The sequence below is a fragment of the Stutzerimonas marianensis genome (assembly GCF_022810315.1).
Taxonomy (GTDB): domain Bacteria; phylum Pseudomonadota; class Gammaproteobacteria; order Pseudomonadales; family Pseudomonadaceae; genus Stutzerimonas; species Stutzerimonas marianensis.
Genome location: NZ_JALGRD010000008.1, coordinates 21,369 through 47,773, shown reverse-complemented (window position 1 = coordinate 47,773; position 26,405 = coordinate 21,369). Strand labels below are relative to the sequence as shown.

Genomic DNA, 26,405 nt, shown 5'->3' with positions numbered 1-26,405 from the left:
CAGGATCCTGGGCGGCACCGTGGCCGCCTGGCTGTATGCCTGTCTCGCCGCGCCTGCGACCCGCGCGAACGAGATCGGCCCACCGGCGACCGTTGGGCCGGCCACGGAGTCGGCCTGGCAGCACTGCCGACAGTTGGACGGCCGTGACGCGCGCCTCGCCTGCTTTGACCACTGGGCGCGACAACAGACTGAGGCTGCAGCTGCCGAGCCGGCTACGTTGTCTCGGGTGCAGCCCAGCGAAGTGCCGAGCGATGACACTCCAGTCACCCGCGTGGCGTCAGCCAGCCCGGCCGGTGATTGCCGTGACGGCCGGTACTCTGCCTTGTCGCGGTTCTGGGAACTCGAAGCCGGTACTGATTGTGGAACCTTCGGAGTCCGCGGCTACCGGCCGTTGAGTATGTCGATCTCAACGGCGACCCACCGTCCCGAGATGCCTGCTTCGCTGGGCGGACGGGCCGTCGAGCGCGCGGACTATCAGGCCAGTGAGGCGCGTATAGGCCTGTCGCTGCGCACCAAGGTCGCCCAGAACCTTTTGACGCGCCACGACATCAAGCAGGACTCACTGTGGTTTGGCTATAGCCAGCAATCGACCTGGCAATTGTTCAACGAGGATATCTCTCGGCCATTCCGCAGCACCGACCACGAGCCGGAAATCATGTACGTGTACCCGACTGACCTCGGCCTGCCCGGCGGCTGGCGCCTTCGCTATGCCGGCGCGGGCGTGGTTCACCAATCGAATGGGGAGTCGGAGCCGCAGTCGCGCAGTTGGAACCGTGCTTACCTGATGGGCGGTATGGAAATCGGCGATCGCTACCAGATCAACGGCCGCATCTGGCACCGGATTAGGGAAGCTCCCGCGAATGACGACAATCCGGACATCGCGGATTACATCGGCCGGGCCGAGATAACGGGACGTTGGAGTCCCGGCCGGTCGAACGCCTTCGATGCAACGCTGCGTAGCAACTTGCGCAGCAACGGACATGGATCGATTCGCCTCGAGTGGTTCAAGGTCATCGGCGATCCGGCCACGAGCAACCTGCGCTTGCATACCCAGTTGTTCCACGGATACGGCGACACACTGGTCGACTACAACCGCAGTCGCACAGTGTTGAGCATTGGCTTGAGCCTCGTGGATTTTTGAGAGAAACCTTTTGCGTTTGTCCGACTCTGGCTCCGCGTGTCGATGGACGATCGCGAAGATTAAACAGACTTCGGCACATAGATCGTACAAGCGTCGTTTTCTAGTCTTTGTAACAGGTCGGCATCACATCGATGCCGTCTGGCCAAAGAGGTGACGTATGGTCAACAAAGCAGATCCCGATTTTGTAGGCGATGCACGGCGGCAGTCCGAGCACGGTATCGACAGACGCCGCTTTCTGGGCGGTCTGGTGCTGGGCGCCGGTGCCGGTATGCTTGCGAGCCTTGGCGCTCCGCGCTTTTCACATGCTGCCTCGACGTCCATGCGCAACAGGATCGTCGTGACCGCTCCGACGGGCAACATCGGCCATCAGGTTCTCCACAACCTGCTGGACAGTGATGCCCTGCACAGCGGCGTCTCGATCCGGGTAATCGCGCGCGACCCCTCGCGTCTTCCCACCGCAACGCGAGGGCGCATCGAGGTCGTGCAGGGCTCTCACGGGGACTCCGCGGTCGTCGACGAAGCATTCAAAGACGCAGACACCGTTTTCTGGTTGTGCCCTGCAGACCCAACTGCCGAAAGCGTCATGGCGGCCTATGTGGGATTCACCCGTCCGGCCTGCGAAGCCATCACGGCGCATGGCGTCCGCCGCGTGGTCGGTATTTCCGCGCTGGGGCGCGGTACGCCGATGGCCGCCAGCGCTGGGTACGTCACCGCGTCGCTGGCGATGGATGACCTAATCGCGGGCACGGGTGCGGACTTCCGTGCGCTGACCATGCCGTCGTTCATGGACAACATTGCCCGCCAAGCCAAACCGATCCGCGATCAGGGCGTGTTCTTCCTGCCGATCGATGGCGACCGCAAGCTGCCGGCGGTGGCCACTCGCGACATCGCCTCGGTGGCCGCCAGCCTGCTGCTCGACACCTCATGGAGCGGGCGCAGCGAAGTGCCGGTGCTCGGTCCAGAAGACCTGTCCTTCAACGAGATGGCGAGCATCATATCCGACGTGCTGGGCAAGCCCGTGCGCTACCAGCAAGTCAGTTTCGAGGCCTACAAGGCCGGCTTCGTCCAGCGCGGCATGTCGGAGGCCATGGCCCAGGGCATGACCGACATGGCCAGGGCCAAGAACGAGGGGCTCGACAGCGCCGTGCAGCGCACGCCGGCAAGCCGTACCGCGACCAGCTTCCGACAGTGGTGCGAAGACGAGTTGAGGCCCGTTGTTCTCCGCTAGCGACACACACCGACCCCGAGGCGAATCGGACGCTGCTTGCCCACGCACGCAACATCATCCTACTCAGCACGCCGTTGCAGCCGACACTGATGCGTGCTGTCCGGACTGCGCGTGTAGCCTGTCCGTCGAAGAGCGCAGCGATGTCCCGCGACGAAACCTGCCAGCCCAGAAATGAGATACGGCTAAAGCGGGGACTGAAATTGCCGCAAACGAAAAAGCCCGTCATTGCGACGGGCTTGAATCGTTAATTTATGGTGGGCCCACACGGACTCGAACCGTGGACCAAAGGATTATGAGTCCTCTGCTCTAACCAACTGAGCTATAGGCCCCCAGAAGGCCGGCGGATTATACCGGCGAGGGGAGGGAGCGCCAACAGACGAGGGCGTGTTCTGGGTGCATAAACAAAGAAACCCCGGCCAGAGCCGGGGTTTCTTTGATGCCAATGACGTTTTTTATTCGTCGAGGAAGGAGCGCAGATGCTCGCTTCGTGTCGGATGGCGAAGCTTGCGCAGTGCCTTGGCCTCTATCTGACGGATACGTTCGCGGGTGACATCGAACTGCTTGCCGACCTCTTCAAGGGTGTGGTCGGTGTTCATGTCGATGCCGAAACGCATGCGGAGCACCTTGGCTTCACGGGCTGTAAGGCCGGAAAGCACCTCGCGAGTGGCTTCCTTGAGGCTCTCCACCGTTGCAACGTCGATCGGCGATTGCATGGCCGAGTCTTCGATGAAATCGCCGAGGTGCGAATCTTCGTCATCACCGATTGGCGTTTCCATGGAGATCGGTTCCTTGGCGATCTTCAACACCTTGCGGATCTTGTCCTCAGGCATCTCCATGCGCTCGCCCAGCTCCTCCGGCGTGGGCTCGCGACCCATTTCCTGCAGCATCTGGCGGGAAATACGGTTGAGCTTGTTGATCGTCTCGATCATGTGCACCGGGATGCGGATGGTCCGCGCCTGGTCGGCAATGGAGCGCGTGATCGCCTGACGAATCCACCAGGTGGCGTAGGTCGAGAACTTGTAGCCGCGACGGTATTCGAACTTGTCCACTGCCTTCATCAGGCCGATGTTGCCTTCCTGGATCAGGTCGAGGAATTGCAGGCCGCGGTTGGTGTACTTCTTGGCGATGGAGATGACCAGGCGCAGGTTGGCCTCGACCATTTCCTTCTTGGCGCGGCGGGCCTTGGCTTCGCCGATCGACATGCGACGGTTAATGTCCTTGATGTCGGCAATCGCCAGCGCGCACTCTTCTTCGAGGGCGAGCAGTTTTTCCTGGCAACGCTGGATGTCTTCCTTGCGTGCAGCAATTGCTTCGGCGTACTTGGCCTTGCCGTTGGTAAGTTGCTCGGCCCAGCTCAGGTCGGTTTCGTTGTTCGGGAACTGCCGCAGGAAGTCGGCGCGCGGCATGCGGGCATCACGCACACAGATCTGCATGATGGCGCGTTCCTGAGCGCGAACCTGATTCAGCGCGTTGCGAACTCGCTCGACCAGCGCATCGTACTGCTTGGGGATGAGCTTGATCGGCATGAACAGCGTGGCCAGTTCCTGCAGGGCTTCGTTGGCCTGCTGGCTGCCTCGGCCATGCTTCTTCAGGGCGCTCTTGGCGACTTCGAGCTGTTCGGCTACGGCACCGAAGCGGACGCGTGCGACTTCCGGGTCCGGACCGCCATCGCCTTCTTCCTCTTCGCTGTCGCTTTCGTCCTCGTCTTCGTCGTCCTTGTCGTCATCGGCCGGCTTGGCGGTGGCCTGCGGCGCGACCGGCTCGACTTCCTGGGGCGCAGCCGCGCCGTCATCGTCAGGGTCGATGTAGCCACTGAGAATGTCGGACAGGCGACCACCTTCGCTGGTGACGCGCTCATAGTCGGCGAGAATGCTGTCGACGGTACCGGGGAAATGGGCGATGGCGCCCATGACTTCGCGGATGCCTTCCTCGATGCGTTTGGCGATTTCGATCTCGCCTTCGCGGGTCAGCAGTTCCACGGTGCCCATTTCGCGCATGTACATGCGCACTGGATCGGTGGTGCGGCCGATGTCGGTCTCGACAGCAGCCAGGGCGGCGGCTGCCTCCTCGGCGGCGGCTTCATCGGTATCGGCTTCGGCCAGCAACAGGGCATCGGCATCCGGGGCAACCTCGAATACATTGATACCCATGTCGTTGATCATGCGAATGATGTCTTCCACCTGTTCCGGATCGGAAATATCCTCCGGGAGGTGGTCATTGACCTCGGCGTAAGTCAGGTAACCCTGCTCACGGCCACGCTGGATCAATTCTTTGAGACGAGACTGCTGTTGCGCTTTTCCGGACATATAACCCTATCCACTGACGGTTCTGGCGGGCTGAAAACAAGCTGAGCATTATAGCTGAGCAAGGACCTCACGCGCCAGTTGAGGTCGATATAGCGGTTGCCGAGCCGCGGCTCAGCAGCTTGCGTAGCTGGTCTTTCTCTTCCGCACTCAGTTCACCCTGGCGTGCCTTGCGCAGCAGTGTTTCCAGGCTGCGTTCGCGTTGCCGGGCGGCTAAGGACGTTATGGTGTCGAAAAACTGCTGTTCAAGGTTGTCGGCCGATATCAGCCATTCTTTCTCGGCCAGGGCGCGTAAAAGGCGCCCTTGGTCGGTTCCATGCCATCGGGCGATCAGTTGCAGGCTCCTCAGCTTCGGATTCTTCTGGAGCGTGCCGAGCAAGGCCACGAGCAACTGGGCGTAGGTGTCGTCTTCCGCGGCGAAATGGCTGACATCCTCGACTTTCTGCGCGAGTTCGGGATGGTGCAGCAGGGTGCGCAAGGTGGTCAGCGTGGGCGGCTCGACCGTCGTTGGCTTTCGCGGTGCACGTGTTGTTAAGTCTGGACGCTGGCCAGGTTTTTTCCAGTCCTTTTTCCATTCCTTCTTGCCGCCGCGTTTCGGCTGGCTGGCTTCAGGCGGCGGGTAGTAATCCGCTTCGTCGTAAGCCGAGCTGGTGTCGTAGTAGGCGCTACCATCGAAGTCGGACGGCGCGCTGGGGGCGGTGGCCGGCGGCGACTGCAGCGCTTCGCCATGAAGGCCCGTGATGTCGCTGAGGCGTTTGCGCATCAGGGCCCGCAGGTTTGCACCGGGGATCTTTTCGATGAGCGGTGCGGCCAGAGTGGCAAGATGCGCTTTGCCTTCCAGTGAGCGTGGGTCCGCTTCTTCGCTCAGTTGCTGGAAGAAATAGTCGGCCAGCGGTTGGGCTTGCTGCTGGATGCGCGCCAGGAATGCATCCGTGCCTTCGCGGCGAACCAGGCTGTCCGGGTCTTCGCCTTCGGGCAGAAACAGGAAGCGGGCACGGCGACCGTCCTGCAGATTCGGCAGTGCCGCTTCGAGGGCGCGCCAGGCGGCCTTGCGCCCCGCACCGTCGCCATCGAAGCAGAACAGCACGCTCGGCACGATGCGGAACAGGCGCTTGAGGTGCTCGTCACTGGTGGCGGTGCCCAGCGTGGCGACGGCGTTGCGCAAGCCCTGTTGGGCCAGGGCGATGACATCCATATAGCCTTCGACCACCATGATCTCGTCGAGATCGCGGTTCGCCTTGCGCGCCTCGTACAGCCCGTAGAGCTCCTGCCCCTTGTGAAAGACAGGAGTTTCCGGAGAGTTGAGGTACTTGGGCTTGTCGTCACCGAGCACGCGTCCGCCGAAGGCGATCACACGGCCGCGGCTGTCGCGTATCGGGAACATCACCCGGTCGCGGAAGCGGTCGTAGCTGCGGCCGGTTTCGGTGTTCTCGATCAGCAGTCCGGCGTCGATCATCGCCCTTTGCTGGAGCCCGTCGCCGCCCAGGTGCTTCATCAGGTTGTCCCATCCGGGCGGGGCGAAACCGAGCCCGAAGTCGCGTGCGATCACCCCGGACAGGCCGCGGCCCTTGAGGTATTCGACCGCGGCTTTGCGGGCCGGGTGACCCTTGAGCGCCTGGCGATAATACTCGGCGGCCGCCTCGAGCAGCGGATACAGCGGTGAGTCGACGGGTTGACGTGGCTTGCGCCCCGGGCCGCCTTCCTCGCGCGGAACCTCCATGCCGGCGCGCTTGGCCAGCTCCTCGACCGCCTGGGGAAATTCCAGGTTGTCGTGATCCATGATGAAGCCGAGCGCGTTGCCGCCTGCGCCACAGCCAAAACAGTAGTAGAACTGCTTGTCCGGGCTGACGCTGAAGGAAGGCGTCTTTTCCTGGTGGAACGGGCAACAGGCGGTGTAGTTCTTGCCCGATTTCTTCAGTTGCACGCGCGAACTCACCACCTCGACGATGTCGGAGCGGTTGAGGAGGTCGTCAATGAAGGATTGCGGTATCAGGCCGGCCATAGGGGTATGACAATACGCTCGCGCTGTTCGGGCCGGAATGAAAAAAACTCCGACCATTCGCCGGCCGGCGAAGCGGAGTCTATCTCAAACGCAAAGCCCGGCATGTGCCGGGCTTGATGCAGCTTCAGCCGTACGGGATCAGTACAGGCGAACGCTACGGCGCTGCTCGCGCTGAACCTTCTTGGCGTGGCGCTTGACTGCGGCAGCAGCTTTACGCTTGCGCTCGGCAGTGGGCTTCTCGTAGAACTCACGGCTGCGGACTTCAGCCAGTACACCGGCTTTTTCGCAAGAACGCTTGAAGCGACGCAGAGCTACGTCGAATGGTTCGTTCTCTTTGACTTTAACGTTGGGCATCCAGGACGTACCTTCACTTGTTTACCGGTTCAACGCGCTTCGGCAAATTCGCGAGCACGCTGGTTTTAAGGGTTGCGGATGTTAACGCCTTGCCGTCGGGAATGCAAAGCCCCCCGGTCGAAAAGCGCTGGCCGGTCGCGGGCCGCGGCTATTAATATGCGCGGCTTCATTCGCTTCCATGAAAGGTTGTGCCCATGCTGGTGCTGGGGCTTGAAACTTCCTGCGACGAGACGGGCGTCGCGCTGTACGACAGCGAGCAGGGCTTGCTGGCCGACGCGCTATTCAGCCAGATCGACCTCCACCGCGTCTATGGTGGCGTGGTGCCGGAGCTGGCATCGCGTGACCACGTCAAGCGTATGCTGCCGCTGATCCGCCAGGTGCTCGAAGAGGGCGGGCGCCAAGCGGGCCAGATTGACGCGATTGCCTACACGGCTGGGCCAGGGTTGGTTGGTGCGCTGCTGGTCGGCGCGTCCTGCGCCCAGGCAATGGCCTTCGCCTGGGGCGTTCCGGCAGTCGGTGTGCATCATATGGAGGGGCATCTGCTGGCGCCGATGCTGGAAGCGCAGCCGCCGGCGTTTCCGTTCGTCGCCTTGCTGGTCTCGGGCGGCCATACTCAGCTGGTTCGTGTCGATGGCATTGGCCAGTACGAGCTGCTGGGCGAATCCATTGACGATGCCGCGGGCGAGGCGTTCGACAAGACCGCCAAGCTGATGGGGCTGCGCTACCCGGGTGGGCCGGAGATCGCCGCACTCGCCCAGCGGGGCACTCCGGGGCGTTTCGTCTTCCCCCGCCCGATGACGGATCGCCCAGGCCTGGACTTCAGCTTCAGCGGCCTGAAAACCTCGACCTTGACCACCTGGCAGCAATGCCGCAGCGCAGGCGATGACGGCGAGCAGACCCGCTGCGACATCGCGCTCGCCTTCCAGCAGGCGGTGGTGGATACCCTGACCATCAAGTGCCGCCGGGCGCTGCAGCAGACCGGCCTGAACAGCCTGGTCATCGCCGGCGGCGTGAGCGCCAACCTGTCGCTGCGCGAGAGTCTGGAAAGCATGCTAGGCGAGCTGAACGGCCGAGTGTTCTATGCGCGGCCGCGCTTCTGCACGGACAACGGGGCGATGATCGCCTATGCCGGTTGCCAGCGCCTCTTGGCCGGGCAGCAGGATGGCCCGCAGATTACCGTCCAGGCGCGCTGGCCGATGGAAACCCTGGCGGCGGTCTGATCCGGGTTCAGAAATGTCGCTCTCGACCGGCATGCAGGTCGCGCAGGTTGCTACGGTGGCGCCAGACGATCAGGCAGGACAGCAACGCCATCGGCCCAAGGGCGGCGGGTTGTTGCCACGCCAGCAGAGGCAGGCAGAGGGGCAGGGCGACGAGCGCCGCGAGCGAGCTGGTGCGGGTCAGCCGGATCGTGACCAGCCAAGCGCCGATGGCCAGCAGGGCGGCTGGGGGATAGAGACCAAGAAGCGCACCGGCCGCCGTGGCGACGCCCTTGCCGCCTCGAAAGCAAAAGAACAGCGGATAGAGATGGCCGATCACCGCGGCCAGGGCGATCCAGGCCTGTTCTTCGATCGACAGGCCGAGCCATCGGGCCAGCAGGATCGGTAGCAGCCCCTTGAGGACATCGCCGAGCAGCGTGGCGATCGCCAACCTCTTACCCGCCAGCCTTAGCATGTTGGTGGCGCCGGGATTTCCCGATCCGCTGGCGCGAGGATCAGGCGCGCCGGTCAGACGACTGAGTACAATGGCGAACGACAGTGAACCAAGCAGATAGGCGAACAGCGTCAGTTGCCAGAACATGGCATCCATCCGGGGCGGTGAGCCCTTGAGTCTAGCGGCCGCGCGATGCGTTGTCGTGCGGTGGGAGAAAGTTGCGTGGATAGGGTTTTCATCGAAGGGCTGGAAGTGGATACGCTGATCGGCGCCTATGACTGGGAGCGCGGCATTCGGCAGTGCCTGCGTCTGGATCTGACTCTGGGTTGGGACATTCGTCCCGCCGCGGCGGGTGACGACCTGGCCAAGGCGCTGGACTATGCCGCCGTCACCCAGGCGATCGATCGCTTTGCCGCATCGTCTCGCTTCGAGCTCGTGGAGACTTTTGCCGAGCGGCTGGCGAGCACGCTGATGGAGGACTTCGGAATTCCCTGGCTGCGCCTGCGGGTGACCAAGCCGGGCGTGAATACCCGGGCGTCGGCGCTCGGCGTGGAGATCGAACGCGGATGTCTCTGACTCCCGTATTGCTCGGTCTGGGCAGCAATGCCCGGCGCGAGCACAACCTGACCGCTGGGCTGGATGCGCTGGCTGACCTGCTTGAGGAGATGCGCTGCTCGCCGGTCTTCGAAAGCCTGGCGGTGGGTTACAAGGGCGACAACTTCTACAACCTGGTCGTCGCCGGCGTGACGGAGCTGCCGTTGATGGAATTGGACCGACGGCTCAAGTTCATCGAGGCGGATAACGGCCGCTATGCCCCCGAGCGCAAGGGGCTGCCGCTGGACATTGATGTGCTCATGTACGGCGACCAGGTGGGTAACTTTCATGGCCTGGAGCTGCCGCGCCCGGAAATATTGAAGAACGCCTTCGTGCTCTGGCCGCTGGCGCTGCTCGAGCCCGGACGTCGCGAGCCGCGTTCAGGGCAGTCCTTCGAGGATCTGTGGAGGGCCGCAGCGATCGATCAGCGCCTCTGGCCTGTCAGGTTTCGCTGGCGAGAAGGGGAGCTGACGCCGGCCTCGCTGATCGAGGCCTTTCCGCCCCCGTTAACGGCGTGAGCCGCCGCGTGTCAGAGGGCTCTATCGGCCTGGAATCGGCCAATGGCTTCGAGGCGTGCGCGCTTGAGTGCAGCACCCAGCGCCGCGCCTTTCAACCCTTCTTCCATCAGTGGCTTAACCTGGACGGCGCGGGCCGCGTCGGCGGCGTCACGTAGATAAACCGTCGCCGGGTTGAGGCCTTCATGGGCGAAGCGTCCGCGGGCGATCATGTCGCATGCCGCTAGAAACTGCTCGAAGCGCTCGGGGCGGCGATAGATGTCGAAGTGCTGTAGCAGATCAAACAGGGCTTCAGGTGCCAGCGTGGCAGGTTTCCGTGCCGCGTGCTGGAAGTGGCCCACCAGCAACGCCAGCTCCTGGCAGTCGCGCGGCGCCTTGACGCGCTGGTTGAGCTCCTCGATGGCTTGGCCTGGCCTCTCGCTCTGCGGGTCCTCTTCTCCGAGTGGGTGCAGCAGGCAGGCCCACCGGACCGGTAGCGGCTGATCATGATCGGCGCACTGGCGCAGCGTTGCGAGCATGCCCGGCGTGGTGCCGACTCGATCGTTGTCGAAGAGCGCGTCCAGCGGCGGAAAGAGTTCAGCCAGTGCGCCACAGTCACGCAGCACCTGGATGAACACATCCGGGCGAGGCTCCATCAGCGCGCGCGAAATCTCTTTCCAGCTCCGTTCCGGGGTCAGTGCCTGCAGTTCGCCGGAGCGAGCCAGTTGCCTCATGAGCGCCATGGTTTCGTCGGCGACGCGAAAGCCCAGCTCGGCATAGCGCGCGGCGAAGCGGGCTACGCGCAGCACGCGTAGCGGATCTTCGGCGAATGCAGGGGAAACATGGCGGAGCAGACGCGCGGCGAGATCGGCCTGCCCGCCGTAGGGGTCGATCACCTGGCCGTGCTCGTCCTCGGCCATGGCATTGATGGTCAGGTCGCGCCGGGTCAGGTCGTCTTCGAGCGTCACGTCGGGACTGGCGTAGAAGGTGAAGCCGCCATAGCCGCGCCCGCTCTTGCGCTCGGTGCGAGCCAGCGCATATTCCTCGCCGGTCTGCGGATGCAGGAACACCGGAAAGTCGGCGCCTACGGGCCGATAACCCTTTGCCTGCATCTCCTCTGCACGAGCGCCCACAACGACCCAGTCGACCTCGGTGACGGGGCGTCCCAGGAGCCTGTCGCGTACTGCGCCGCCTACTTTATAGATCCGCATGTGTCCTCCGTTGGCGCGGAGGATAAACGATGGGCCCCGTAAGGCGAACAGTGGAGGTGATTCAGTCGCTCCGCTGCCCGGCGCTTCAGATCGGTGGAAGCGCTAGGTTCATGCCGGCGAATTTGCCCTCCGGCTCGGAGTCGACCCGCGGCGGCATGTGGTGGGTGGACACGACTTTGTCGTCCTGCATCGATTGCAGGTGTACATCGAATCCCCAGAGCCGGTGCAGGTGCTTCAACACCTCGTCGGTGGAGTTGCCCAGCGGTTTGCGGTCGTGCTGCTGGTGGCGCAGCGTGAGGGAACGGTCGCCGCGCCGGTCCACGCTCCAGACCTGGACGTTGGGCTCGCGATTGCCCAGGTTGTACTGCGCCGCCAGCAGCTCGCGGAGGGTGCGATAGCCGCCCTCGTCGTGAATCGCCGGGACCAGCAGTTCGTCCTTGCGGTCGTCGTCCAGGATGCTGAACAGTTTCAGATCGCGGATCACCTTGGGCGAGAGGAATTGCAGGATGAAGCTCTCGTCCTTGAAGTTGTTCATGGCGAATTTCACCGTCGTCAGCCAGTCGCTGCCAGCGATGTCCGGGAACCAGCGCTTGTCCTCCTCCGTCGGGTGCTCGCAGATCCGGCGGATGTCCTGATACATGGCAAAGCCGAGCGTGTACGGATTGATGCCGCTGTAATAGGGGCTGTCGAAGCCCGGCTGGTAGATCACGCTGGTGTGCGACTGGAGGAACTCCATCATGAAGCCGTCGGTGACCAGCCCTTCGTCGTAGAGATCGTTGAGCAAGGTGTAGTGCCAGAAGGTGGCCCACCCCTCGTTCATGACCTGGGTCTGACGCTGCGGATAGAAATACTGCGCGATCTTGCGCACGATCCGCACGATTTCGCGCTGCCAAGGTTCGAGTAGCGGGGCGTGCTTCTCGATGAAGTAAAGGATGTTTTCCTGCGGCTCTGCCGGGAAACGTTGCATGTCGGCCTGGCCGTCGCCCTTGTCCGCGCCCTTGGGAATGGTGCGCCAGAGGTCATTGATCTGCCGTTGCAGGTGCTCCTCGCGGTCCTTCTGCCGGCGCCGTTCTTCCTCGGCGGAGATCGGGTAGGGGCGCTTGTAGCGGTCGACGCCGTAGTTCATCAGGGCGTGGCAGGAGTCGAGCAGGTCCTCGACGGCGTCGATGCCGTGGCGCTCCTCGCATTGCATGATGTACTGCTTGGCGAACACCAGGTAATCAATGATCGAACTGGCGTCGGTCCAGGTGCGAAACAGGTAGTTGCCCTTGAAGAAGCTGTTGTGCCCGTAGCTGGCGTGGGCGATGACCAGCGCCTGCATCGTGATGGTGTTTTCCTCCATCAGATAGGCGATGCAGGGATCTGAATTGATCACGATCTCGTACGCCAGCCCCATCTGGCCGCGCGAATAGGATTTCTCCGTGCTGAGGAAATGCTTGCCGTAGGACCAGTGGTGGTAGCCCAGCGGCATGCCGACCGAGGCGTAGGCGTCCATCATCTGCTCGGCCGTGATCACCTCGATCTGGTTGGGGTAGGTGTCCAGGGCGTAGCGCTCGGCGATGCGGCCGATCTCACGGTCGTAGGTGCGGATCAGGTCGAAGGTCCATTCCGAGCCGGTGGAGATGGGCTGTCGTTTCATGCTGCTTACCTCAGCTGGCCATGCGCCGCTGGAAGAGTTCGCGGAACACCGGGTAGATGTCGCCTGCGGTCACCAGTTGCTGTTGCGCGAACGAATCACTGAAGGCTTCGGCTACCTGGTTGTATTCGTACCACAAGGCCTGGTGTTCGCGAGGCGTGATTTCGACATAGGTGAAGTATTGGACGAACGGCATGATCTGGTTGACCAGGATGTCGCGGCAGATGGGTGAGTCGTCGTTCCAGTTATCCCCGTCGGACGCCTGCGCCGCGTAGATATTCCACTCGTTGACCGGGTAACGCTCGGCCATGATCTCCTGCATCATCTTCAGCGCGCTGGAAACGATGGTGCCGCCGGTTTCGCGCGAGTAGAAGAACTCTTCTTCGTCGACCTCCTTGGCGCTGGTGTGGTGGCGGATGAACACCACTTCGATCTTGTCGTAGTTCCGCTTGAGGAACAGGTACAAAAGGATGAAGAAACGCTTGGCGATATCCTTGGTGGCCTGGGTCATGGAGCCGGAAACGTCCATCAGGCAGAACATCACCGCTTTCGAGCTGGGGTTGGGGTGCTTGACCAGCAGGTTGTACTTGAGGTCGAAGGTATCGAGAAAGGGCACGCGATGAATGCGCGCGCTCAGCCGCTCGATTTCCTCCTCGGCGGCCTGGATATCGGTGAAATTCGCTGGTTCCTCGAGCTTCAGGCGAGCCAGTTCAGCTTTGACCTCCCGCAGCTTGGCCCGGCTGCTGCCTGACAGGGCGATGCGCCGGGCGTGCGCCGAGCGCAGCGTGCGGATGATGTTGATGCGCGAAGGGTTGCCCTCGTTGCTGATGCCGGCGCGCACGGTCTTGAAGGTGTCCGTCCCGGCCAGGTGCCGCTTGACCAGGTTGGGCAGTTCCAGGTCCTCGAACATGAAGTCGAGGAATTCTTCCTGAGTGATCTGAAAGACGAAGTCGTCCATGCCTTCGCCGCTGTTGCTGGCCTGGCCGGACCCTTGTCCGCCGCCTCCGCCCTGCGGCCGGGGAATGCGCTCGCCAGCGACGAATTCCTTGTTGCCCGGGTGGACGATCGTCTGTCGACCACCACGACCGTGATGGAGGATGGGTTCGTCGATATCCCGGCCAGGGATGCTGATCTGCTCGCCATGCTCCATATCGGTGATGGACCGGCGGCCGACGGCCTCTTCCACCGCCTTCTTGATATGCCCACGGTATCGCTGCAGGAATCGCTGGCGATTGACCGTGCTCTTGTTCTTGCCGTTCAAACGGCGGTCGATCACATAGCTCATAGAAGCCCTCCGGGCAGAGCTGGAAGTCGTAAGCCTGAAGCCGGTGCCGTGTGCGCATCCGGCTTCAGGCTACCAGCTGCTTACTGCGATTTACGCACCCGCAGGTACCACTCCGACAACAGGCGGACCTGCTTCTCGGTGTAGCCGCGCTCGACCATGCGCACGACGAAATCGTTGTGCTTCTTCTGATCCTCCTTGCTGGCCTTGGCGTTGAAGCTGATGACCGGCAGCAGGTCCTCGGTGTTGGAGAACATCTTCTTCTCGATCACGACGCGCAGCTTCTCGTAGCTGAGCCACGAAGGGTTCTTGCCGTTGTTGTTGGCGCGGGCGCGCAGCACGAAGTTGACGATCTCGTTGCGGAAATCCTTCGGATTGCTGATGCCTGCCGGTTTCTCGATCTTTTCCAACTCCTCGTTGAGGGCTGCGCGGTTGAGAATCTCCCCGGTCTCCGGGTCGCGGTATTCCTGGTCCTGAATCCAGAAGTCGGCGTACAGCACGTAGCGGTCGAAGATGTTCTGCCCGTACTCGCTGTAAGACTCGAGGTAGGCGGTCTGGATCTCCTTGCCGATGAAGTCGACGTAGCGCGGCGCGAGGTATTCCTTGATGAAGCGCAGGTAACGTTCGCGCACCTCGGCCGGGAACTGCTCCTGCTCGATCTGCTGCTCGAGTACATAGAGCAGGTGCACCGGGTTGGCGGCGACTTCGTGCGGGTCGAAGTTGAAGACCTTGGACAGGATCTTGAAGGCGAAGCGGGTCGAGAGCCCGTTCATGCCCTCGTCGACACCGGCGGAGTCGCGGTACTCCTGAATCGACTTGGCCTTGGGATCGGTGTCCTTGAGGTTTTCGCCATCGTAGACGCGCATCTTCGAGTAGATATTCGAGTTTTCCGGTTCCTTCAGACGGCTGAGTACGGAGAACTGCGCCAGCATCTTCAGCGTGTCCGGTGCGCAGTGCGCCTTGGCCAGCGAGCTGTTGGCCAGCAACTTGTCATAGATCTTGATCTCATCCGAGACGCGCAGGCAGTAGGGCACCTTGACGATGTAGATGCGATCGATGAACGCCTCGTTGTTCTTGTTGTTGCGGAAGCTGTGCCACTCCGACTCGTTTGAGTGCGCCAGCAGGATGCCGCTGTAGGGAATCGCGCCCAGGCCCTCGGTACTGTTGTAGTTGCCCTCCTGGGTCGCCGTCAGCAGCGGATGCAGGACCTTAATCGGTGCCTTGAACATCTCGACGAATTCCATCAGGCCCTGGTTGGCCCGGCACAGCGCGCCCGAGTAGCTGTAGGCATCGGCATCGTTCTGCGGGAATTCCTCCAGCTTGCGGATATCCACCTTGCCGACCAGCGCGGAGATGTCCTGGTTGTTCTCGTCTCCCGGTTCGGTCTTGGCGACGGCGATCTGGTTGAGGATCGAGGGGTAGAGCTTGACCACGCGGAACTGGCTGATATCGCCGCCGAATTCCTGCAGGCGCTTGGTGGCCCAGGGCGACATGATCGAGGTGAGGTAGCGGCGCGGGATGCCGTAGTCTTCCTCGAGGATGTCGGCGTCCTCTGCAGGATTGAACAGCCCGAGGGGCGATTCGAATACCGGCGAACCCTTGATGGCGTAGAAGGGCACCTTCTCCATCAATTGCTTGAGCTTTTCGGCCAGGGATGACTTGCCGCCGCCTACCGGGCCGAGCAGATAGAGGATCTGTTTCTTCTCTTCCAGCCCCTGCGCGGCGTGACGGAAGTACGACACGATCTGGTCGATGCAGTCTTCCATGCCGTGGAAATCCTCGAACGCCGGGTAGCGACGGATCACCTTGTTGGAAAAGATGCGTGACAGGCGTGGATCGGCGGAAGTGTCGACCAGTTCCGGTTCACCAATCGCCATCAGCAGGCGCTCCGCGGCGGTGGCGTAGGTGCTCCGGTCTTCCTTGCACAGATCGAGATATTCCTGAAGCGAATATTCTTCCTGGCGGGTCGCTTCGAATCGTTGCTGGAAATGGCTAAAAATGCTCATTGACTTCACCTCGGACGATGCTCGGAGCCGGTGTTGTCATCAGGCATTCAGGTACCGGCCGACTATCGGCCCTTGGAGTCCCCCCGAACACCTAATGGTCGAAACCTGAGGCCTCTAGCCGAAAGCGGCTTCCATTTGTTTGGATGGCCTGAACTCAAGGATAGTTCGGATTCAGCAAATTCAAGGGAAAGGACGCGCGATAACCGCTGCGTTTCGTCGGGAGGGTGCTGTAAGGCCACGGGTTTCGCGGCCTTACGCGGGAAAAATTTTTACGTGGGTTCGCCCGTCTCGACCTGGTCGGGGTAGGTTTGCCGCCAGAGTTCGAAACCGCCGTCGAGGCTGTAGACGTCCGAAAACCCCTGGTGGGCTAGGTAGGCGGCTGCACTCTGGCTCGAATGGCCGTGGTAGCAGGTCACAATCAGGGGCTGGTCCAGATCGGCAGCGGCGATGAAGTCGGGCAGGGAGTGGTTGTCCAGGTGGGACGATCCGGCGATATGGCCGTTTGCATAGCTATGAGTGTCGCGGATATCGACCACGACGCCGCCTTGGCTGCGCAATGCCTGGGCCTGTTCGGGGGAGATGCGTTTGAAATCGGTCATGGCTGGGGCTCGCAATCGCAGTGGTGCAGTTCGTCGTTGTCCAGATTCATCAGCGTCATGCTATTGCCCCAGACACAACCTGTGTCCAGCGCGAAGACGTTGGGTTCGTCGCAGCGCCCTTCGAGCGCAGCCCAGTGGCCGAAAAGGATCCGGCATCCGCGCATCTTGCGGTTCGCATGACTGAACCAGGGCGCAAAGCCCGCCGGTGCGCTGTCGAGCCCTTCCTTGGCTTCGAGATCCAGGGTGCCGTCGGCCTTGCAGAAGCGCATGCGGGTGAAATAGTTGGTGATCAGCCGCAGCCGCGGAATGCCCCTGAGCTCCTTGTTCCATTTCGCTGGCTGGTTGCCGTACATGCCGTCGAGAAAGGGCAGCAGCCTGGCATCGTCGCGCAACACCTCCTCGACTTCAGCTGCGCGCCGCAGGGCCTTGTTCAATGACCACTGCGGTGGAATGCCGGCATGCACCATGGTGGTTTCGCGGTCGGCATCGTGATGGACCAGTTTCTGCTGGCGAAGCCAGTCGATCAGGTCCGCCCGGTCGGGGGCGTCGAGGATGGGTTGAAGGGTGTCGTTTTTCTTCAGCCGCTCGATGTTGTGCGCCACGGCGAGCAGGTGCAGATCGTGATTGCCGAGCACGGTGACGCCGGACGTGCCCAGGTCACGCGCAAATCGCAAGGCTTCGAGCGATTGCGGGCCGCGGTTGACCAGATCACCGGCCAGCCAGAGGCAGTCGCGGGAGGGGCTGAAGTCGACGCGGTCGAGCAGGCATTTCAGCGGTTCGAGGCAACCCTGGAGGTCGCCGACAGCGTAGGTAGTCAATGCAAGGCTCCGGGTACGGCCAGCCGGAAGGGCGCGATCTCGGCGTCGAAGGTATGGCCGTCCTCGGCCAGCATCTGGTAGCTGCCCTGCATGGTTCCGACGCGCGAGGCCATCAGCGTGCCGCTGGTATAGATATGGCGGTGGCCAGGTGCGATCACGGGCTGCTCGCCAACCACGCCGGGGCCGCGCACTTCCTGCACCTGGCCGTCGCCGTCGGTGATGATCCAATGACGGGACAGCAGCTGTGCGGTGAGCTGACCATTGTTTTCAATGGTTATGGTGTAGGCAAAGGCATAGCGGTTTTGTTCAGGCTGCGACTGCGCCGCCAGGTATTCGGGACTGACGCTGACATCGATCCTGTAACGGTCATCTGACATTCGTTGCTCCTGCTCGGTGTTACGCCTTCAGCCGCGCGCGGAAAGCTGGTCGGACAATCTTACGAACGCGGCCAGGTCCAACTGTTCCGGCCGCAGGCTGCCATCGACGCCTGCCGCGGCAATGGCGTCGGCGTCAAGTAGGCCCTTCAGTGTGTTGCGCAGCGTCTTGCGACGCTGGTTGAAGGCCTGGCGGACCAGGATTTCCAGCTGGCGCGGATCCTGAGCCCGATGTGGCAGCACTCCATGCGGTACCAGGCGCACGATTGCCGAATCGACCTTGGGGGCCGGGTTGAACGCACCGGGCCCAACGTTGAACAGGTGCTCGACCCGGCAGTGGTACTGAACCATGATCGACAGCCGTCCCCAGTCGCCACCGCCTGGCTCGGCGGCCAACCGCTCCACCACCTCCTTCTGCAGCATGAAATGCATGTCGCGGATCAGCTCGGCGTGGTCGAGCAGGTGGAAGATCAGCGGCGTGGAAATGTTGTAGGGCAGGTTGCCGACGATGCGCAGAGTGCGTGGCTCGCTGCAAAGCTGCCGAAAGTCGAACTTCAGCGCATCGCCCTGGTTGAGGGCGAAGTTGTCGCGTTCCGCGAATTTGTGCTGGAGGATCGGGATGAGGTCTAGGTCCAGCTCGACTACATCCAGGTGCGCACCGCTGTCGAGAAGGCCTTCGGTCAAGGCACCCTGGCCGGGCCCGATCTCCACGAGCCGTTCGCCGGGTTTGGCGTGGATGGCGCGCAGGATGCGGTGGATCACCCCGGCGTCGTGAAGAAAATTCTGGCCGAAGCGCTTGCGCGCACGGTGTTGGTAATCGGACATCGAAAGCTCCAAGGGGCAGCTCGAAGCCTGAAGCTTGAAGCTGGAAGCGAAAAGGCGCGCATTTTAGCAGGCGGGGCAAGGGGGCGACGACAAAAGCGCTGGTCGCCGCGATACGTAACCTGAGGCGCCCGGGTTACGCACCCGCCAGCGTTCGATCTCCGGCCATCTGATAGGCCGTCTCGAGTGCCACCTGCAGGCTGCCCGTATCGATTCTCCCGGTGCCGGCGAGATCCAGGGCGGTGCCGTGGTCGACCGACGTCCGCACGATGGGCAGCCCTAGGGTGACGTTCACCGCAGCGCCGAAGCCTTTGTACTTGAGCACTGGCAGGCCCTGATCGTGATACATCGCCAGCACGGCGTCGCAGTGCTCCAGATGCTTGGGCGTGAAGAGGGTGTCGGCCGGTAGCGGGCCGACGAGATCGATGCCTTCGTGGCGCAGGGTCTGCAGGGTCGGTTCGATGATGTCGATCTCCTCTCGTCCCAGATGCCCGCCTTCGCCCGCATGGGGATTGAGCCCGCAGACAAGGATGCGCGGCCTGGCGATTCCGAATTTGCCGACCAGGTCCCGTTGCAGGATGCGAATGACGCGCTGCAAACGTTCGACGGTGATCGCGGCAGCCACCTCCTTGAGTGGCAGGTGCGTGGTGACCAGCGCGACCCGCAGGCCGCGTGTGGCCAGCATCATCACCACCTGCTCGGTGCCGGTCAGCTCGGCGAGGAACTCGGTGTGCCCGGAAAAGGGAATGCCGGCTTCGTTGATGATGCCCTTGTGCACGGGCGCAGTGATCATCCCGTCGAAGCTGCGGTCCAGACAGCCACGCCCGGCACGTGACAGCGTTTCCAGCACATAGGCCGCGTTGGCCATATCCAGCTGGCCTGCGTGCGCCGCTCTGCCCAGCGGCGTGTCCCAGACATAGAGACAGCCGGCAGCGACTGGAAGGCTTGGCCAATGACCGGGGCTGACCTCGACGAGCTGAATGCTCAGGCCCAGCGCTTCGGCCCGGGATCGCAGCAGGTCCTTGCTGGCGACGGCGACGAGCGCGTGTGGTTGTGCTTCGCGGGCCAGCAGCAGGCACAGGTCCGGCCCGATGCCAGCGGGCTCGCCGGGGGTCAGGGCAAAGCGTTTGGTCATGATCGGGGCCTCAATGAAAAACGGGCCGGCCAATGCTGGCAGGCCCGTTCGGGTGGCGAATGATCAAGCCGGTCCGGCCCGATCGGTCAGATCTTGATTTCGATGTAGGCCTCGTCGCGGATCTGGCGCAGCCAGGCCTGCAACTCTTCCTCGTACTTACGGTTGCGCAACGCGTTTAGTGCCTGCTGCTCGCGGAACTCCTCGCTGGCATCGGTGGCGCGACGGCCCAGTACTTCGAGGATGTGCCAGCCGTACGGCGTCTTGAAGGGCTCGGACAGCTGGCCGCTCGGAATGTTGGTCATCACATCGCGGAATTCCGGTACCAGCGAGTTCGGGTCGACCCAGTTCAGGTCGCCACCGTTGAGCGCCGAACCCGGGTCCTCGGAGAAGTTCTTCGCCAGGTCGGCAAAGCTCTCGCCCGCCAGGATACGGTCACGCAGCCGTTCGATCAGACGACGGCTCTCCTCCTCGCTGCGAATCTGGCTGGGTTTGATCAGGATATGGCGGACGTGGACTTCATCCCGAACCTGGGTTTCGCCGCCGCGCTTGTCGAGGACCTTGAGCAGGATGAAACCTGGCGGTGTACGTACTGGCTGCGTGACTTCGCCAACGGACATCTCCCGGACCTGGCTGTCGAAAGGCGGCGGCAGTTGTGCGGCCTTGCGCCAGCCCATGTCACCGCCTTCCAAGGCGTTCTCGCTCGCCGAACGGCTGACAGCCAATTGGCCGAAGTCGGCACCGTTCTGCAGCTGCTGGTAGGTCTCCATCGCGGTCCGCTCAGCGGCCTGAATGGCTGCCGAGTCGGCCGATTCGGACACCGGGATCAGAATGTTGGCTAGACGATATTCCTCGGAGAGCTGCAGCTTGCCCAGGTCGGACGCCAGGAAGTTCTTCACCTCCTGATTCGATACCTGTACCCGCTCGGCGATGCGACGCTGGCGGACTCGGCTGATCACCATCTCCCGGCGGATCTGCTCGCGTGCGGTCTCGAGGCTCAGGCCGTCCCGCTCGAGGGCAGCGCGGAACTGATCGAGGGACATGTTGTTGCGTTGGGCGATGGTGCCCATCGCCTGGTTGAGTTCCTCGTCGGAAATGCGAATGCCTGAGCGCTCACCGATCTGCAGCTGCAGGTTCTCGGTGATCAAGCGTTCGAGCACCTGCTGTTCCATTTCCTCGGTCGGCGGCATCTGCGCGCCGCGCTTCTCGATGGTCTGCCGGACCTCCTGCATGCGCTGGTCCAGTTGGCTCTGCATGATCACGTCGTTGTCAACGATCGCCACGATGCGATCCAGCGGGCGAACCTCGGCCGATACGCTGGTGGCGATCGAGGCGTTACCCAGGAGCAGTGCACCCAGCAAGAGCGGGCGCACGAAATCAGAAAGCTTGGTCTTCACGTTCACGGTAGCCTTGTATGCCCTCCTCGAGGAACGTCTCGGTCGAGCTGCCAAACACGCCGCCGAGTCCCTTGAGGACGATTTGCAGGAAGATGCCATTGTCTGGCTCGTCGTTCTGCGATGGGTTGAGACTGGTTTCGTCGTAGTCGATCCAGTAGCGGTTGATCAGACGCAGCTTCCAGCAGCAGCTGTCGTACTCGAAGCCGCCGTAGGCTTCGAGGGTGCGGTTGCGGCTGTAGTCGTGCTGCCAGCGACCGATGACGCTCCACTGCGGCACGATCGGCCAGATCGCCGAGATGTCGTGCTGGTTGATCTTGTAGTAATCCTCGATGTACTCGGGCGTGCCCGGCGTGCCGTAGTCGCCGCCGTAGGTCCATTGGCCGGTCGCCTGGTCGAAGCGAACGGTGTCGTTGCGATAGCGATAGCCAACGTTGAGGATCTTGTTCGGGTTGTCCGCCGGCTGGTAGTGGAACATGGCACTGCCCGAGCGGGTGCGGCCTTCGTCCGGGTCCCAGTTGAAGGTCGAGGTGAAGCGCCAGTCGCGGTTGAAGCGGAACATGTATTCCAGCGCGTAGGGCGACACATCGGACGTCGAGCCCGGGCGGTCCTCCAGATTCGGCAACTGGACCTTGCGATCGCGGAAGTAGTAAGTCTGGCCGATGCTGAAGCGCTGGCGCTCCATTCCGTTCGGCTCGATCCAGCGGTTGGTCACACCCAGCGAAACCTGGTTGGCGTCACCGATGCGGTCCTTGCCGGAGAAGCGATTCTCGCGCCACAGCGAGGCGTAGCTGAAGGTGCTTTCGCCGGTATCGAAGACAGGGATGTCGCTCTGGTCTTCGTAGGGGACGTACAGGTAGAACAGGCGTGGTTCGAGCGTCTGGCGATAATCCTTGCCGAACCAGTTGGTGTCGCGATCGAAATACAGCCCGGTGTCGAGGCTGGCGATCGGGATGCTGCGATCGGGTGAATCATCGAAGTCGGTGACTTCGCTGCGGCCCCTGTTGTCGAGCGTCAGGTCGTAACGGGTATACGCGTACTTCAACGAGGGCTTGATGAAGCCCCAGCTCCAGTCTAGAGGCAGACTCATGCCCGGCTCGAGGTGCAGGCGTTCGCCTTCGGCGCGATTCAGGCCTCTTAGCCGAGCGTCATACCAAAGCTGTTCGGAAGTCCCGGTGTTGCCATCCTCGTCCGTGAAGTAGCCGCTGCGCAGGCTGCGCTGGAAGCTCACGAACTCGGTGTTGTAGGCGAAGCGTACGCCACCCGGCTGGAAGGGCAGGGCACCGTTCAGAGTCAACTGGGGCAGCCGCTCGTAGGGCGTGACATCGGCGATCGTGGCGCGCTCGTAGGCGTGCACGTTCAGGCGTGCCGTGTAGCTCGGCGCTCGGTAGGTCAGGGTGCCTCGCTGGTCGAGATGGTCCGGCTGGTCGATGTCGAGATTGGTGTCCAGATCCTGGAAATAATAGGGATCGCTGATGTCGGTGTAGTCGACCTCTGCCAGCCAGCGCGAATCCAGACCGGTTCGGTGCTGCCAGCTGTACATCCAGCGCTGGTCTTCGTATTCGGATTGCAGCTTGCGGTCGTCGTTGCTGTCGTCCAGATAGGCCGCGCCGAACTGACCTTCGCTGTTGCGCGTCAGATAGCGAAATTCGCCTTCCATCAACAGGCCGCGATCGCTCATGTAGTTCGGGTACAGGGTGGCATCGAAGTTCGGCGCCAGGTTGAAATAGTAAGGCGTGACGAGTGACAGGCCGGTGTCGCTGGACGAGCTGATGCTCGGGGCGAGGAAGCCGGACTGGCGGCGGTCGTCGATCGGGAAATAGATGTACGGCGTATAGAATACCGGTACGCCCTTGACCCGCAGCGTCACGTTGGTGGCCGAACCGAAACCGGTGGCCGGGTTCAGGGTCACGTTATTGCCTTGCAGGTACCAATCGTTGTCGCCCGGCTCGCAGCGGGTGTAGGTCCCGTCCTTGAGGCGAATGATGGCGTTTTCTTCGCGCTTGGCGTATTGCGCGTTACCCCGGACCTTGCCTTCATGCACCACGTATTCGGCGTTCTCGACCTTGGCCTCGCCGGTGTCGAGCAGCAGTTCGGCACGGTCGCCGACCATGAGCGCGCCACGATCGCGCAGGCGCACGTTGCCGCGAAGTTCACCACGGTTTTCAAGCTGGTAGAGGTTCGCCTCGTCCGCTTCGGCCTGGATGCTGCCCTGGCGCAGCACCACATCACCGGCGAGCGTGGCGACTTCCTGTTGCTGCTCATAGCGCGTCGCCCGCGCCGAAACATAAGTCGGCGCCTCGCTCATCGGCGTGTCATCGAACTGTCCGGGACGGTTCGGTTCGACATAGGTACCGGAGCAGTACGGGCCGGTTTCGGCCAATTGCGCGTTGGTCAGTTGATCACGCGGGACCCAGTCCAGATGGCTGTAGTCGGCGCTACGCGACGCCAGGGCGCGGCCGCGAGCTTCTGACACCTGAGTAGTGGTGGCGGTCGCCGGGCGGGAAGCGGTCTTGCGCGTTTCGGTCGCGGGCTGGGCCGGGTCGCTGGCGGCGGCGCTTCCCGGGTGGACGGGACGGGGAGGCAACGCCTCGGCGGGCGTCTCGGTCGCGCAGTCCCAGCCGCCGTTGGCGCCGGGCTGACAGGCGAATTGTTCTGCCGCGATGACCAGGGGTGTCGCTACGGGTTGCAATGCCAGCAGCCCACCCGTAACCAAAAGAGGGAATTTTTTACGAAAAGCGGGATATTTGACTGCCATCTTGTTTTTCGGGTCCGTGCTTGCGGCGAGCCATCGGCCGGGCTAGGCCGCACGCCTCTCGATGGTCTGAAAAAGATGCTGGATAATAAAGCATGACCTGCTGATCGGCTAGCGCCGTGGAGACCCCTGATATGCCGCAACATGATCAACGCCTGGCGGACCTGAGCGCCTGGCTCGAGCCGCGACTGACCGAGCTGTACACCCGGCGTGGCTGGGGAGAGGTGCCTGAAGCGTCGTTGATCGCGGCGAGCAGCGATGCCAGCTTCAGGCGCTATTTCCGCTGGCAGGCGCCGGAGCGCAGTTTCATTGCCATGGACGCGCCACCACCGCAGGAAAATTGCCGTCCCTTCGTAACCATCGCGAGAACCCTGGCGGATGCCGGTGTGCATGTGCCCGAGATTCTTGCAGCGGATCTGGAGCGCGGCTTTCTGTTGCTGAGTGACCTCGGTCGCCAGACCTACCTGGACGTAATCGACGAACAGAACGCCGACCGCCTTTTCTCCGATGCGATCGACGCGCTGCTGACGCTACAGGTAAAAGCGGCACCGACCGGACTGCCTGCCTATGATGAAGCGCTCTTGCACCGCGAGTTGCAGCTCTTTCCCGAGTGGTACGTGCAGCGCCATCTGGGCCACAGTTTTTCCGCCGCGGAGCAAGCCCTGTGGGATAGCACGTGCCGTCTGCTGATCGACTCGGCACTTGCGCAGCCGAGGGTGCTGGTGCACCGCGACTACATGCCGCGCAACCTGATGATCAGCCAGCCGAACCCAGGCGTGCTGGATTTCCAGGATGCGGTGGCCGGCCCGGTCACCTACGACATCACCTCGCTGTTCAAGGACGCCTTCGTCAGCTGGCCGCCAGCACGGGTGCAGAGCTGGTTGCAGGAATACTGGAACAAGGCGCGCGATCTTGGCGTCCCGGTGCAGGACGGCTTCGAGGATTTCCTGCGCGCCAGTGACCTGATGGGCGCGCAGCGCCACCTGAAGGTCATCGGTATCTTCGCGCGGATCTGCCATCGTGATGGCAAACCACGCTACCTGGGCGACGTACCGCGCTTCTTCGCCTATCTCGATGCGGTGATCGAGCGCCGGCCGGAGCTGGCAGCGCTATCCCAGCTTCTGCAGGCGTTGCCAACGGCGCAAGGAGCATCATGAAAGCGATGATCCTGGCGGCCGGCAAGGGCGAACGTCTCCGTCCGCTGACGCTGCACACGCCGAAGCCGCTGGTTCGGGCTGGCGGCGTCCCCCTGATCGAATACCACATCCGCGCGCTGGTCGAGGCCGGCTTCGATGAGCTGGTGATCAACCATGCGTGGCTCGGCGAGCAGATCGAGGCTCACCTGGGAGACGGCTCGGCGTTGGTCGCACGAATCCACTATTCGCCGGAAGGCGAGCCGCTGGAGACCGGCGGCGGAATCTTCAAAGCGCTGCCGCTTCTGGGCGATGAGCCCTTCGTGGTGGTCAATGGTGACATCTGGACGGACTTCGACTTCCGCGCCCTGTCGGCCCAGTTGCCCGGGGCCGGCCTCGCGCACCTGGTGCTGGTAGACAACCCCGCCCACCACCCGCAGGGTGACTTCATGCTTCGCGATGGCGCGGTAGTCGATGCGGTCGGCGAGGGTGCGCTGACCTACAGCGGTATCGCCGTACTGAACCCACGGCTGTTCGACGGTTGCCAGCCAGGGGCCTTCAAGCTGGCTCCGCTGCTGCGACAGGCCATGGCGGCGGGACGCGTCACCGGCGAGCATTACAGGGGCCGCTGGGTCGATGTTGGCACGCACGAGCGGCTGGCCGAGGTGGAACGCATAATCGAGGCCGGGCGCTAGATGTTCTGGCCGATGACCTACCTGGGCGCCCTGGCTGGCTGGTGGCTGGCCAGCATTCCCGGCGCGCTGTTGGGCGGACTGATTGGTCATGTCGTCGACCGCCGCCTGGGCTTGACTTCCTGGTCCCGGCTGCGTCAGCGCCTGTCTGGCGGGCCACCTGTCATGCAGGGCCACGAGCTGCTGTTCTTTCTGCTCGGGCGCCTGGCCAAAAGCAGTGGGCGGATCAGCGAGGCGCACATCCAGGCGGCGCGCGGCGAGATGCGGCGTCTGCAGTTGACGGCCTCGCAGCAGCGCGCGGCCATTGATGCCTTCTACCGCGGCAAGGCCGGCGGCGACGGCTTGCGCGAGCCGCTGCAGCGCTTGCGCGGTCGCCAGGACGAGGTGCGAAGTGTGCTGCAGGCATGCTGGCGGATGGCGCGGGCGCAGGGGGCGGTGGATACGCGTGAGCACGAGCTGATCATGCTCTGGGGTAAATGGATGGGCTGGGATGCGGCGGCAGTCGCCGCGCTGGACCAGGGTGGCGGGCCGCGCCAGGGGGCGCCGCGCCACGTTGGCGGCGCCTATGAGCAGGCCTTGCGCTTGTTGGGGGTCCGGGCTGACAGTGACCCGCAGGTCATCAAGCGTGCCTATCGACGCTTGCTCAGCAAGCACCACCCCGACAAGCAGGCGGGCGCCGGGGCCAGTGCGCTCCAGGTGCGTGAAGCGACCGAGCGGACTCGCGAACTGCACAGCGCCTACAGCCTCATTCGCGAACGACGCGGGTTTCGCTGAGCCGCTCGTTC

The 26,405-nt window shown here is 62.9% G+C and carries 23 protein-coding genes and 1 tRNA gene; 8 read left to right on the top strand and 16 right to left on the bottom strand.

Translation table 11 applies throughout. From position 1 onward, the window contains the following. Positions 1–19: 19 nt before the first annotated feature. Positions 20–1,141 (top strand): phospholipase A, encoded by a 1,122-nt coding sequence (locus MST27_RS14725; protein WP_243606697.1) that lies wholly within the window; start codon positions 20–22, stop codon positions 1,139–1,141. Positions 1,142–1,298: 157 nt separating this feature from the next. Next, entirely contained in the window at positions 1,299–2,369 is a 1,071-nt protein-coding gene (locus MST27_RS14720; RefSeq protein ID WP_243606696.1) for an NmrA family NAD(P)-binding protein, read from the top strand. A 252-nt stretch (positions 2,370–2,621) separates the two neighbouring features. Here MST27_RS14720 and MST27_RS14715 read toward each other — a convergent pair. The 4 genes from MST27_RS14715 to rpsU form a co-directional block, all read right to left on the bottom strand. Beyond that, positions 2,622–2,698 (bottom strand) — tRNA-Ile (locus tag MST27_RS14715). A 123-nt stretch (positions 2,699–2,821) separates the two neighbouring features. Beyond that, positions 2,822–4,675: an RNA polymerase sigma factor RpoD gene (rpoD, locus tag MST27_RS14710; protein WP_243606695.1), complete on the bottom strand. Its 1,854-nt coding sequence runs from the start codon at positions 4,673–4,675 to the stop codon at positions 2,822–2,824. 67 nt (positions 4,676–4,742) lie between these two features. After that, on the bottom strand, positions 4,743–6,674 hold the full coding sequence (dnaG, locus tag MST27_RS14705) for a DNA primase (RefSeq protein WP_243606694.1): 1,932 nt from the start codon (positions 6,672–6,674) through the stop codon (positions 4,743–4,745). Positions 6,675–6,812: 138 nt separating this feature from the next. After that, a complete protein-coding gene (rpsU, locus tag MST27_RS14700) occupies positions 6,813–7,028 on the bottom strand; it encodes a 30S ribosomal protein S21 (protein WP_003283508.1) in 216 nt (71 codons plus the stop codon). 194 nt (positions 7,029–7,222) lie between these two features. Here rpsU and tsaD point away from each other — a divergent pair, with 194 nt between their 5' ends. Continuing rightward, positions 7,223–8,248: a tRNA (adenosine(37)-N6)-threonylcarbamoyltransferase complex transferase subunit TsaD gene (gene tsaD, locus MST27_RS14695; protein ID WP_243606693.1), complete on the top strand. Its 1,026-nt coding sequence runs from the start codon at positions 7,223–7,225 to the stop codon at positions 8,246–8,248. Between the two features lie 7 nt (positions 8,249–8,255). Here the strand turns inward: tsaD and plsY are convergent, their stop codons facing one another. Further along, on the bottom strand, positions 8,256–8,825 hold the full coding sequence (plsY, locus tag MST27_RS14690; protein ID WP_243606692.1) for a glycerol-3-phosphate 1-O-acyltransferase PlsY: 570 nt from the start codon (positions 8,823–8,825) through the stop codon (positions 8,256–8,258). A gap of 75 nt (positions 8,826–8,900) precedes the next feature. Here plsY and folB point away from each other — a divergent pair, with 75 nt between their 5' ends. Together folB and folK are read left to right on the top strand one after the other, a co-directional pair. Next, on the top strand, positions 8,901–9,254 hold the full coding sequence (gene folB, locus MST27_RS14685; RefSeq protein WP_243606691.1) for a dihydroneopterin aldolase: 354 nt from the start codon (positions 8,901–8,903) through the stop codon (positions 9,252–9,254). Beyond that, positions 9,245–9,790 (top strand): 2-amino-4-hydroxy-6-hydroxymethyldihydropteridine diphosphokinase, encoded by a 546-nt coding sequence (gene folK / locus MST27_RS14680; RefSeq protein ID WP_243606690.1) that lies wholly within the window; start codon positions 9,245–9,247, stop codon positions 9,788–9,790. The genes folB and folK overlap by 10 nt, the downstream gene beginning before the upstream one ends. Before the next feature lie 11 nt (positions 9,791–9,801). On the opposite strand, the gene MST27_RS14675 is transcribed toward folK, so the two are convergent. From MST27_RS14675 to MST27_RS14625, 11 genes are all read right to left on the bottom strand, one after another. Beyond that, positions 9,802–10,977: a multifunctional CCA addition/repair protein gene (locus tag MST27_RS14675; RefSeq protein WP_243606689.1), complete on the bottom strand. Its 1,176-nt coding sequence runs from the start codon at positions 10,975–10,977 to the stop codon at positions 9,802–9,804. An 85-nt stretch (positions 10,978–11,062) separates the two neighbouring features. Next, on the bottom strand, positions 11,063–12,616 hold the full coding sequence (locus MST27_RS14670; protein ID WP_243606688.1) for a SpoVR family protein: 1,554 nt from the start codon (positions 12,614–12,616) through the stop codon (positions 11,063–11,065). Between the two features lie 10 nt (positions 12,617–12,626). Further along, entirely contained in the window at positions 12,627–13,898 is a 1,272-nt protein-coding gene (locus tag MST27_RS14665) for a YeaH/YhbH family protein (RefSeq protein ID WP_243606687.1), read from the bottom strand. An 80-nt stretch (positions 13,899–13,978) separates the two neighbouring features. Continuing rightward, positions 13,979–15,901 (bottom strand): PrkA family serine protein kinase, encoded by a 1,923-nt coding sequence (locus MST27_RS14660; RefSeq protein ID WP_243606686.1) that lies wholly within the window; start codon positions 15,899–15,901, stop codon positions 13,979–13,981. Positions 15,902–16,170: 269 nt separating this feature from the next. Then, positions 16,171–16,500 (bottom strand): thiosulfate sulfurtransferase GlpE, encoded by a 330-nt coding sequence (gene glpE / locus MST27_RS14655; RefSeq protein ID WP_243606685.1) that lies wholly within the window; start codon positions 16,498–16,500, stop codon positions 16,171–16,173. Beyond that, positions 16,497–17,318 carry a symmetrical bis(5'-nucleosyl)-tetraphosphatase gene (locus tag MST27_RS14650; protein WP_243606684.1) on the bottom strand — a complete coding sequence of 274 codons (822 nt, stop codon included), beginning with the start codon at positions 17,316–17,318 and terminating at the stop codon, positions 16,497–16,499. The genes glpE and MST27_RS14650 overlap by 4 nt, the downstream gene beginning before the upstream one ends. Further along, entirely contained in the window at positions 17,315–17,695 is a 381-nt protein-coding gene (gene apaG / locus MST27_RS14645; RefSeq protein WP_243606683.1) for a Co2+/Mg2+ efflux protein ApaG, read from the bottom strand. Before apaG ends, MST27_RS14650 begins: the two co-directional genes overlap by 4 nt. A gap of 27 nt (positions 17,696–17,722) precedes the next feature. Next, positions 17,723–18,517, bottom strand: a complete 795-nt coding sequence (gene rsmA, locus MST27_RS14640) for a 16S rRNA (adenine(1518)-N(6)/adenine(1519)-N(6))-dimethyltransferase RsmA (RefSeq protein WP_243606682.1) — start codon at positions 18,515–18,517, stop codon at positions 17,723–17,725. 133 nt (positions 18,518–18,650) lie between these two features. After that, on the bottom strand, positions 18,651–19,649 hold the full coding sequence (gene pdxA, locus MST27_RS14635; RefSeq protein ID WP_243606681.1) for a 4-hydroxythreonine-4-phosphate dehydrogenase PdxA: 999 nt from the start codon (positions 19,647–19,649) through the stop codon (positions 18,651–18,653). A gap of 86 nt (positions 19,650–19,735) precedes the next feature. Beyond that, complete coding sequence (locus MST27_RS14630; RefSeq protein ID WP_243606680.1) at positions 19,736–21,043, bottom strand: peptidylprolyl isomerase; 1,308 nt, start codon at positions 21,041–21,043, stop codon at positions 19,736–19,738. Further along, entirely contained in the window at positions 21,024–23,798 is a 2,775-nt protein-coding gene (locus MST27_RS14625) for an LPS-assembly protein LptD (protein WP_243606679.1), read from the bottom strand. Before MST27_RS14625 ends, MST27_RS14630 begins: the two co-directional genes overlap by 20 nt. Before the next feature lie 131 nt (positions 23,799–23,929). Here MST27_RS14625 and MST27_RS14620 point away from each other — a divergent pair, with 131 nt between their 5' ends. From MST27_RS14620 to MST27_RS14610, 3 genes are read left to right on the top strand one after another with little or no spacing between them, the layout of a single operon-like run. After that, entirely contained in the window at positions 23,930–24,952 is a 1,023-nt protein-coding gene (locus MST27_RS14620) for an aminoglycoside phosphotransferase family protein (protein WP_243606678.1), read from the top strand. Continuing rightward, entirely contained in the window at positions 24,949–25,623 is a 675-nt protein-coding gene (gene murU, locus MST27_RS14615) for an N-acetylmuramate alpha-1-phosphate uridylyltransferase MurU (RefSeq protein ID WP_243606677.1), read from the top strand. Before MST27_RS14620 ends, murU begins: the two co-directional genes overlap by 4 nt. Further along, positions 25,624–26,394, top strand: a complete 771-nt coding sequence (locus tag MST27_RS14610) for a DnaJ domain-containing protein (RefSeq protein ID WP_243606676.1) — start codon at positions 25,624–25,626, stop codon at positions 26,392–26,394. Positions 26,395–26,405 lie beyond the last annotated feature (11 nt).

Bases quoted from the DNA above. Each gene is read 5' to 3' on its own strand.
- MST27_RS14720 (WP_243606696.1), top strand. From the start codon at position 1,299: ATGGTCAACAAAGCAGATCCCGATTTTGTAGGCGATGCACGGCGGCAG.
- rpoD (WP_243606695.1), bottom strand. From the start codon at position 4,675: ATGTCCGGAAAAGCGCAACAGCAGTCTCGTCTCAAAGAATTGATCCAG.
- dnaG (WP_243606694.1), bottom strand. From the start codon at position 6,674: ATGGCCGGCCTGATACCGCAATCCTTCATTGACGACCTCCTCAACCGC.
- rpsU (WP_003283508.1), bottom strand. From the start codon at position 7,028: ATGCCCAACGTTAAAGTCAAAGAGAACGAACCATTCGACGTAGCTCTG.
- tsaD (WP_243606693.1), top strand. From the start codon at position 7,223: ATGCTGGTGCTGGGGCTTGAAACTTCCTGCGACGAGACGGGCGTCGCG.
- plsY (WP_243606692.1), bottom strand. From the start codon at position 8,825: ATGTTCTGGCAACTGACGCTGTTCGCCTATCTGCTTGGTTCACTGTCG.
- folK (WP_243606690.1), top strand. From the start codon at position 9,245: ATGTCTCTGACTCCCGTATTGCTCGGTCTGGGCAGCAATGCCCGGCGC.
- MST27_RS14675 (WP_243606689.1), bottom strand. From the start codon at position 10,977: ATGCGGATCTATAAAGTAGGCGGCGCAGTACGCGACAGGCTCCTGGGA.
- MST27_RS14670 (WP_243606688.1), bottom strand. From the start codon at position 12,616: ATGAAACGACAGCCCATCTCCACCGGCTCGGAATGGACCTTCGACCTG.
- MST27_RS14665 (WP_243606687.1), bottom strand. From the start codon at position 13,898: ATGAGCTATGTGATCGACCGCCGTTTGAACGGCAAGAACAAGAGCACG.
- MST27_RS14660 (WP_243606686.1), bottom strand. From the start codon at position 15,901: ATGAGCATTTTTAGCCATTTCCAGCAACGATTCGAAGCGACCCGCCAG.
- glpE (WP_243606685.1), bottom strand. From the start codon at position 16,500: ATGACCGATTTCAAACGCATCTCCCCCGAACAGGCCCAGGCATTGCGC.
- apaG (WP_243606683.1), bottom strand. From the start codon at position 17,695: ATGTCAGATGACCGTTACAGGATCGATGTCAGCGTCAGTCCCGAATAC.
- rsmA (WP_243606682.1), bottom strand. From the start codon at position 18,517: ATGTCCGATTACCAACACCGTGCGCGCAAGCGCTTCGGCCAGAATTTT.
- pdxA (WP_243606681.1), bottom strand. From the start codon at position 19,649: ATGACCAAACGCTTTGCCCTGACCCCCGGCGAGCCCGCTGGCATCGGG.
- MST27_RS14625 (WP_243606679.1), bottom strand. From the start codon at position 23,798: ATGGCAGTCAAATATCCCGCTTTTCGTAAAAAATTCCCTCTTTTGGTT.
- MST27_RS14620 (WP_243606678.1), top strand. From the start codon at position 23,930: ATGCCGCAACATGATCAACGCCTGGCGGACCTGAGCGCCTGGCTCGAG.
- murU (WP_243606677.1), top strand. From the start codon at position 24,949: ATGAAAGCGATGATCCTGGCGGCCGGCAAGGGCGAACGTCTCCGTCCG.
- MST27_RS14610 (WP_243606676.1), top strand. From the start codon at position 25,624: ATGTTCTGGCCGATGACCTACCTGGGCGCCCTGGCTGGCTGGTGGCTG.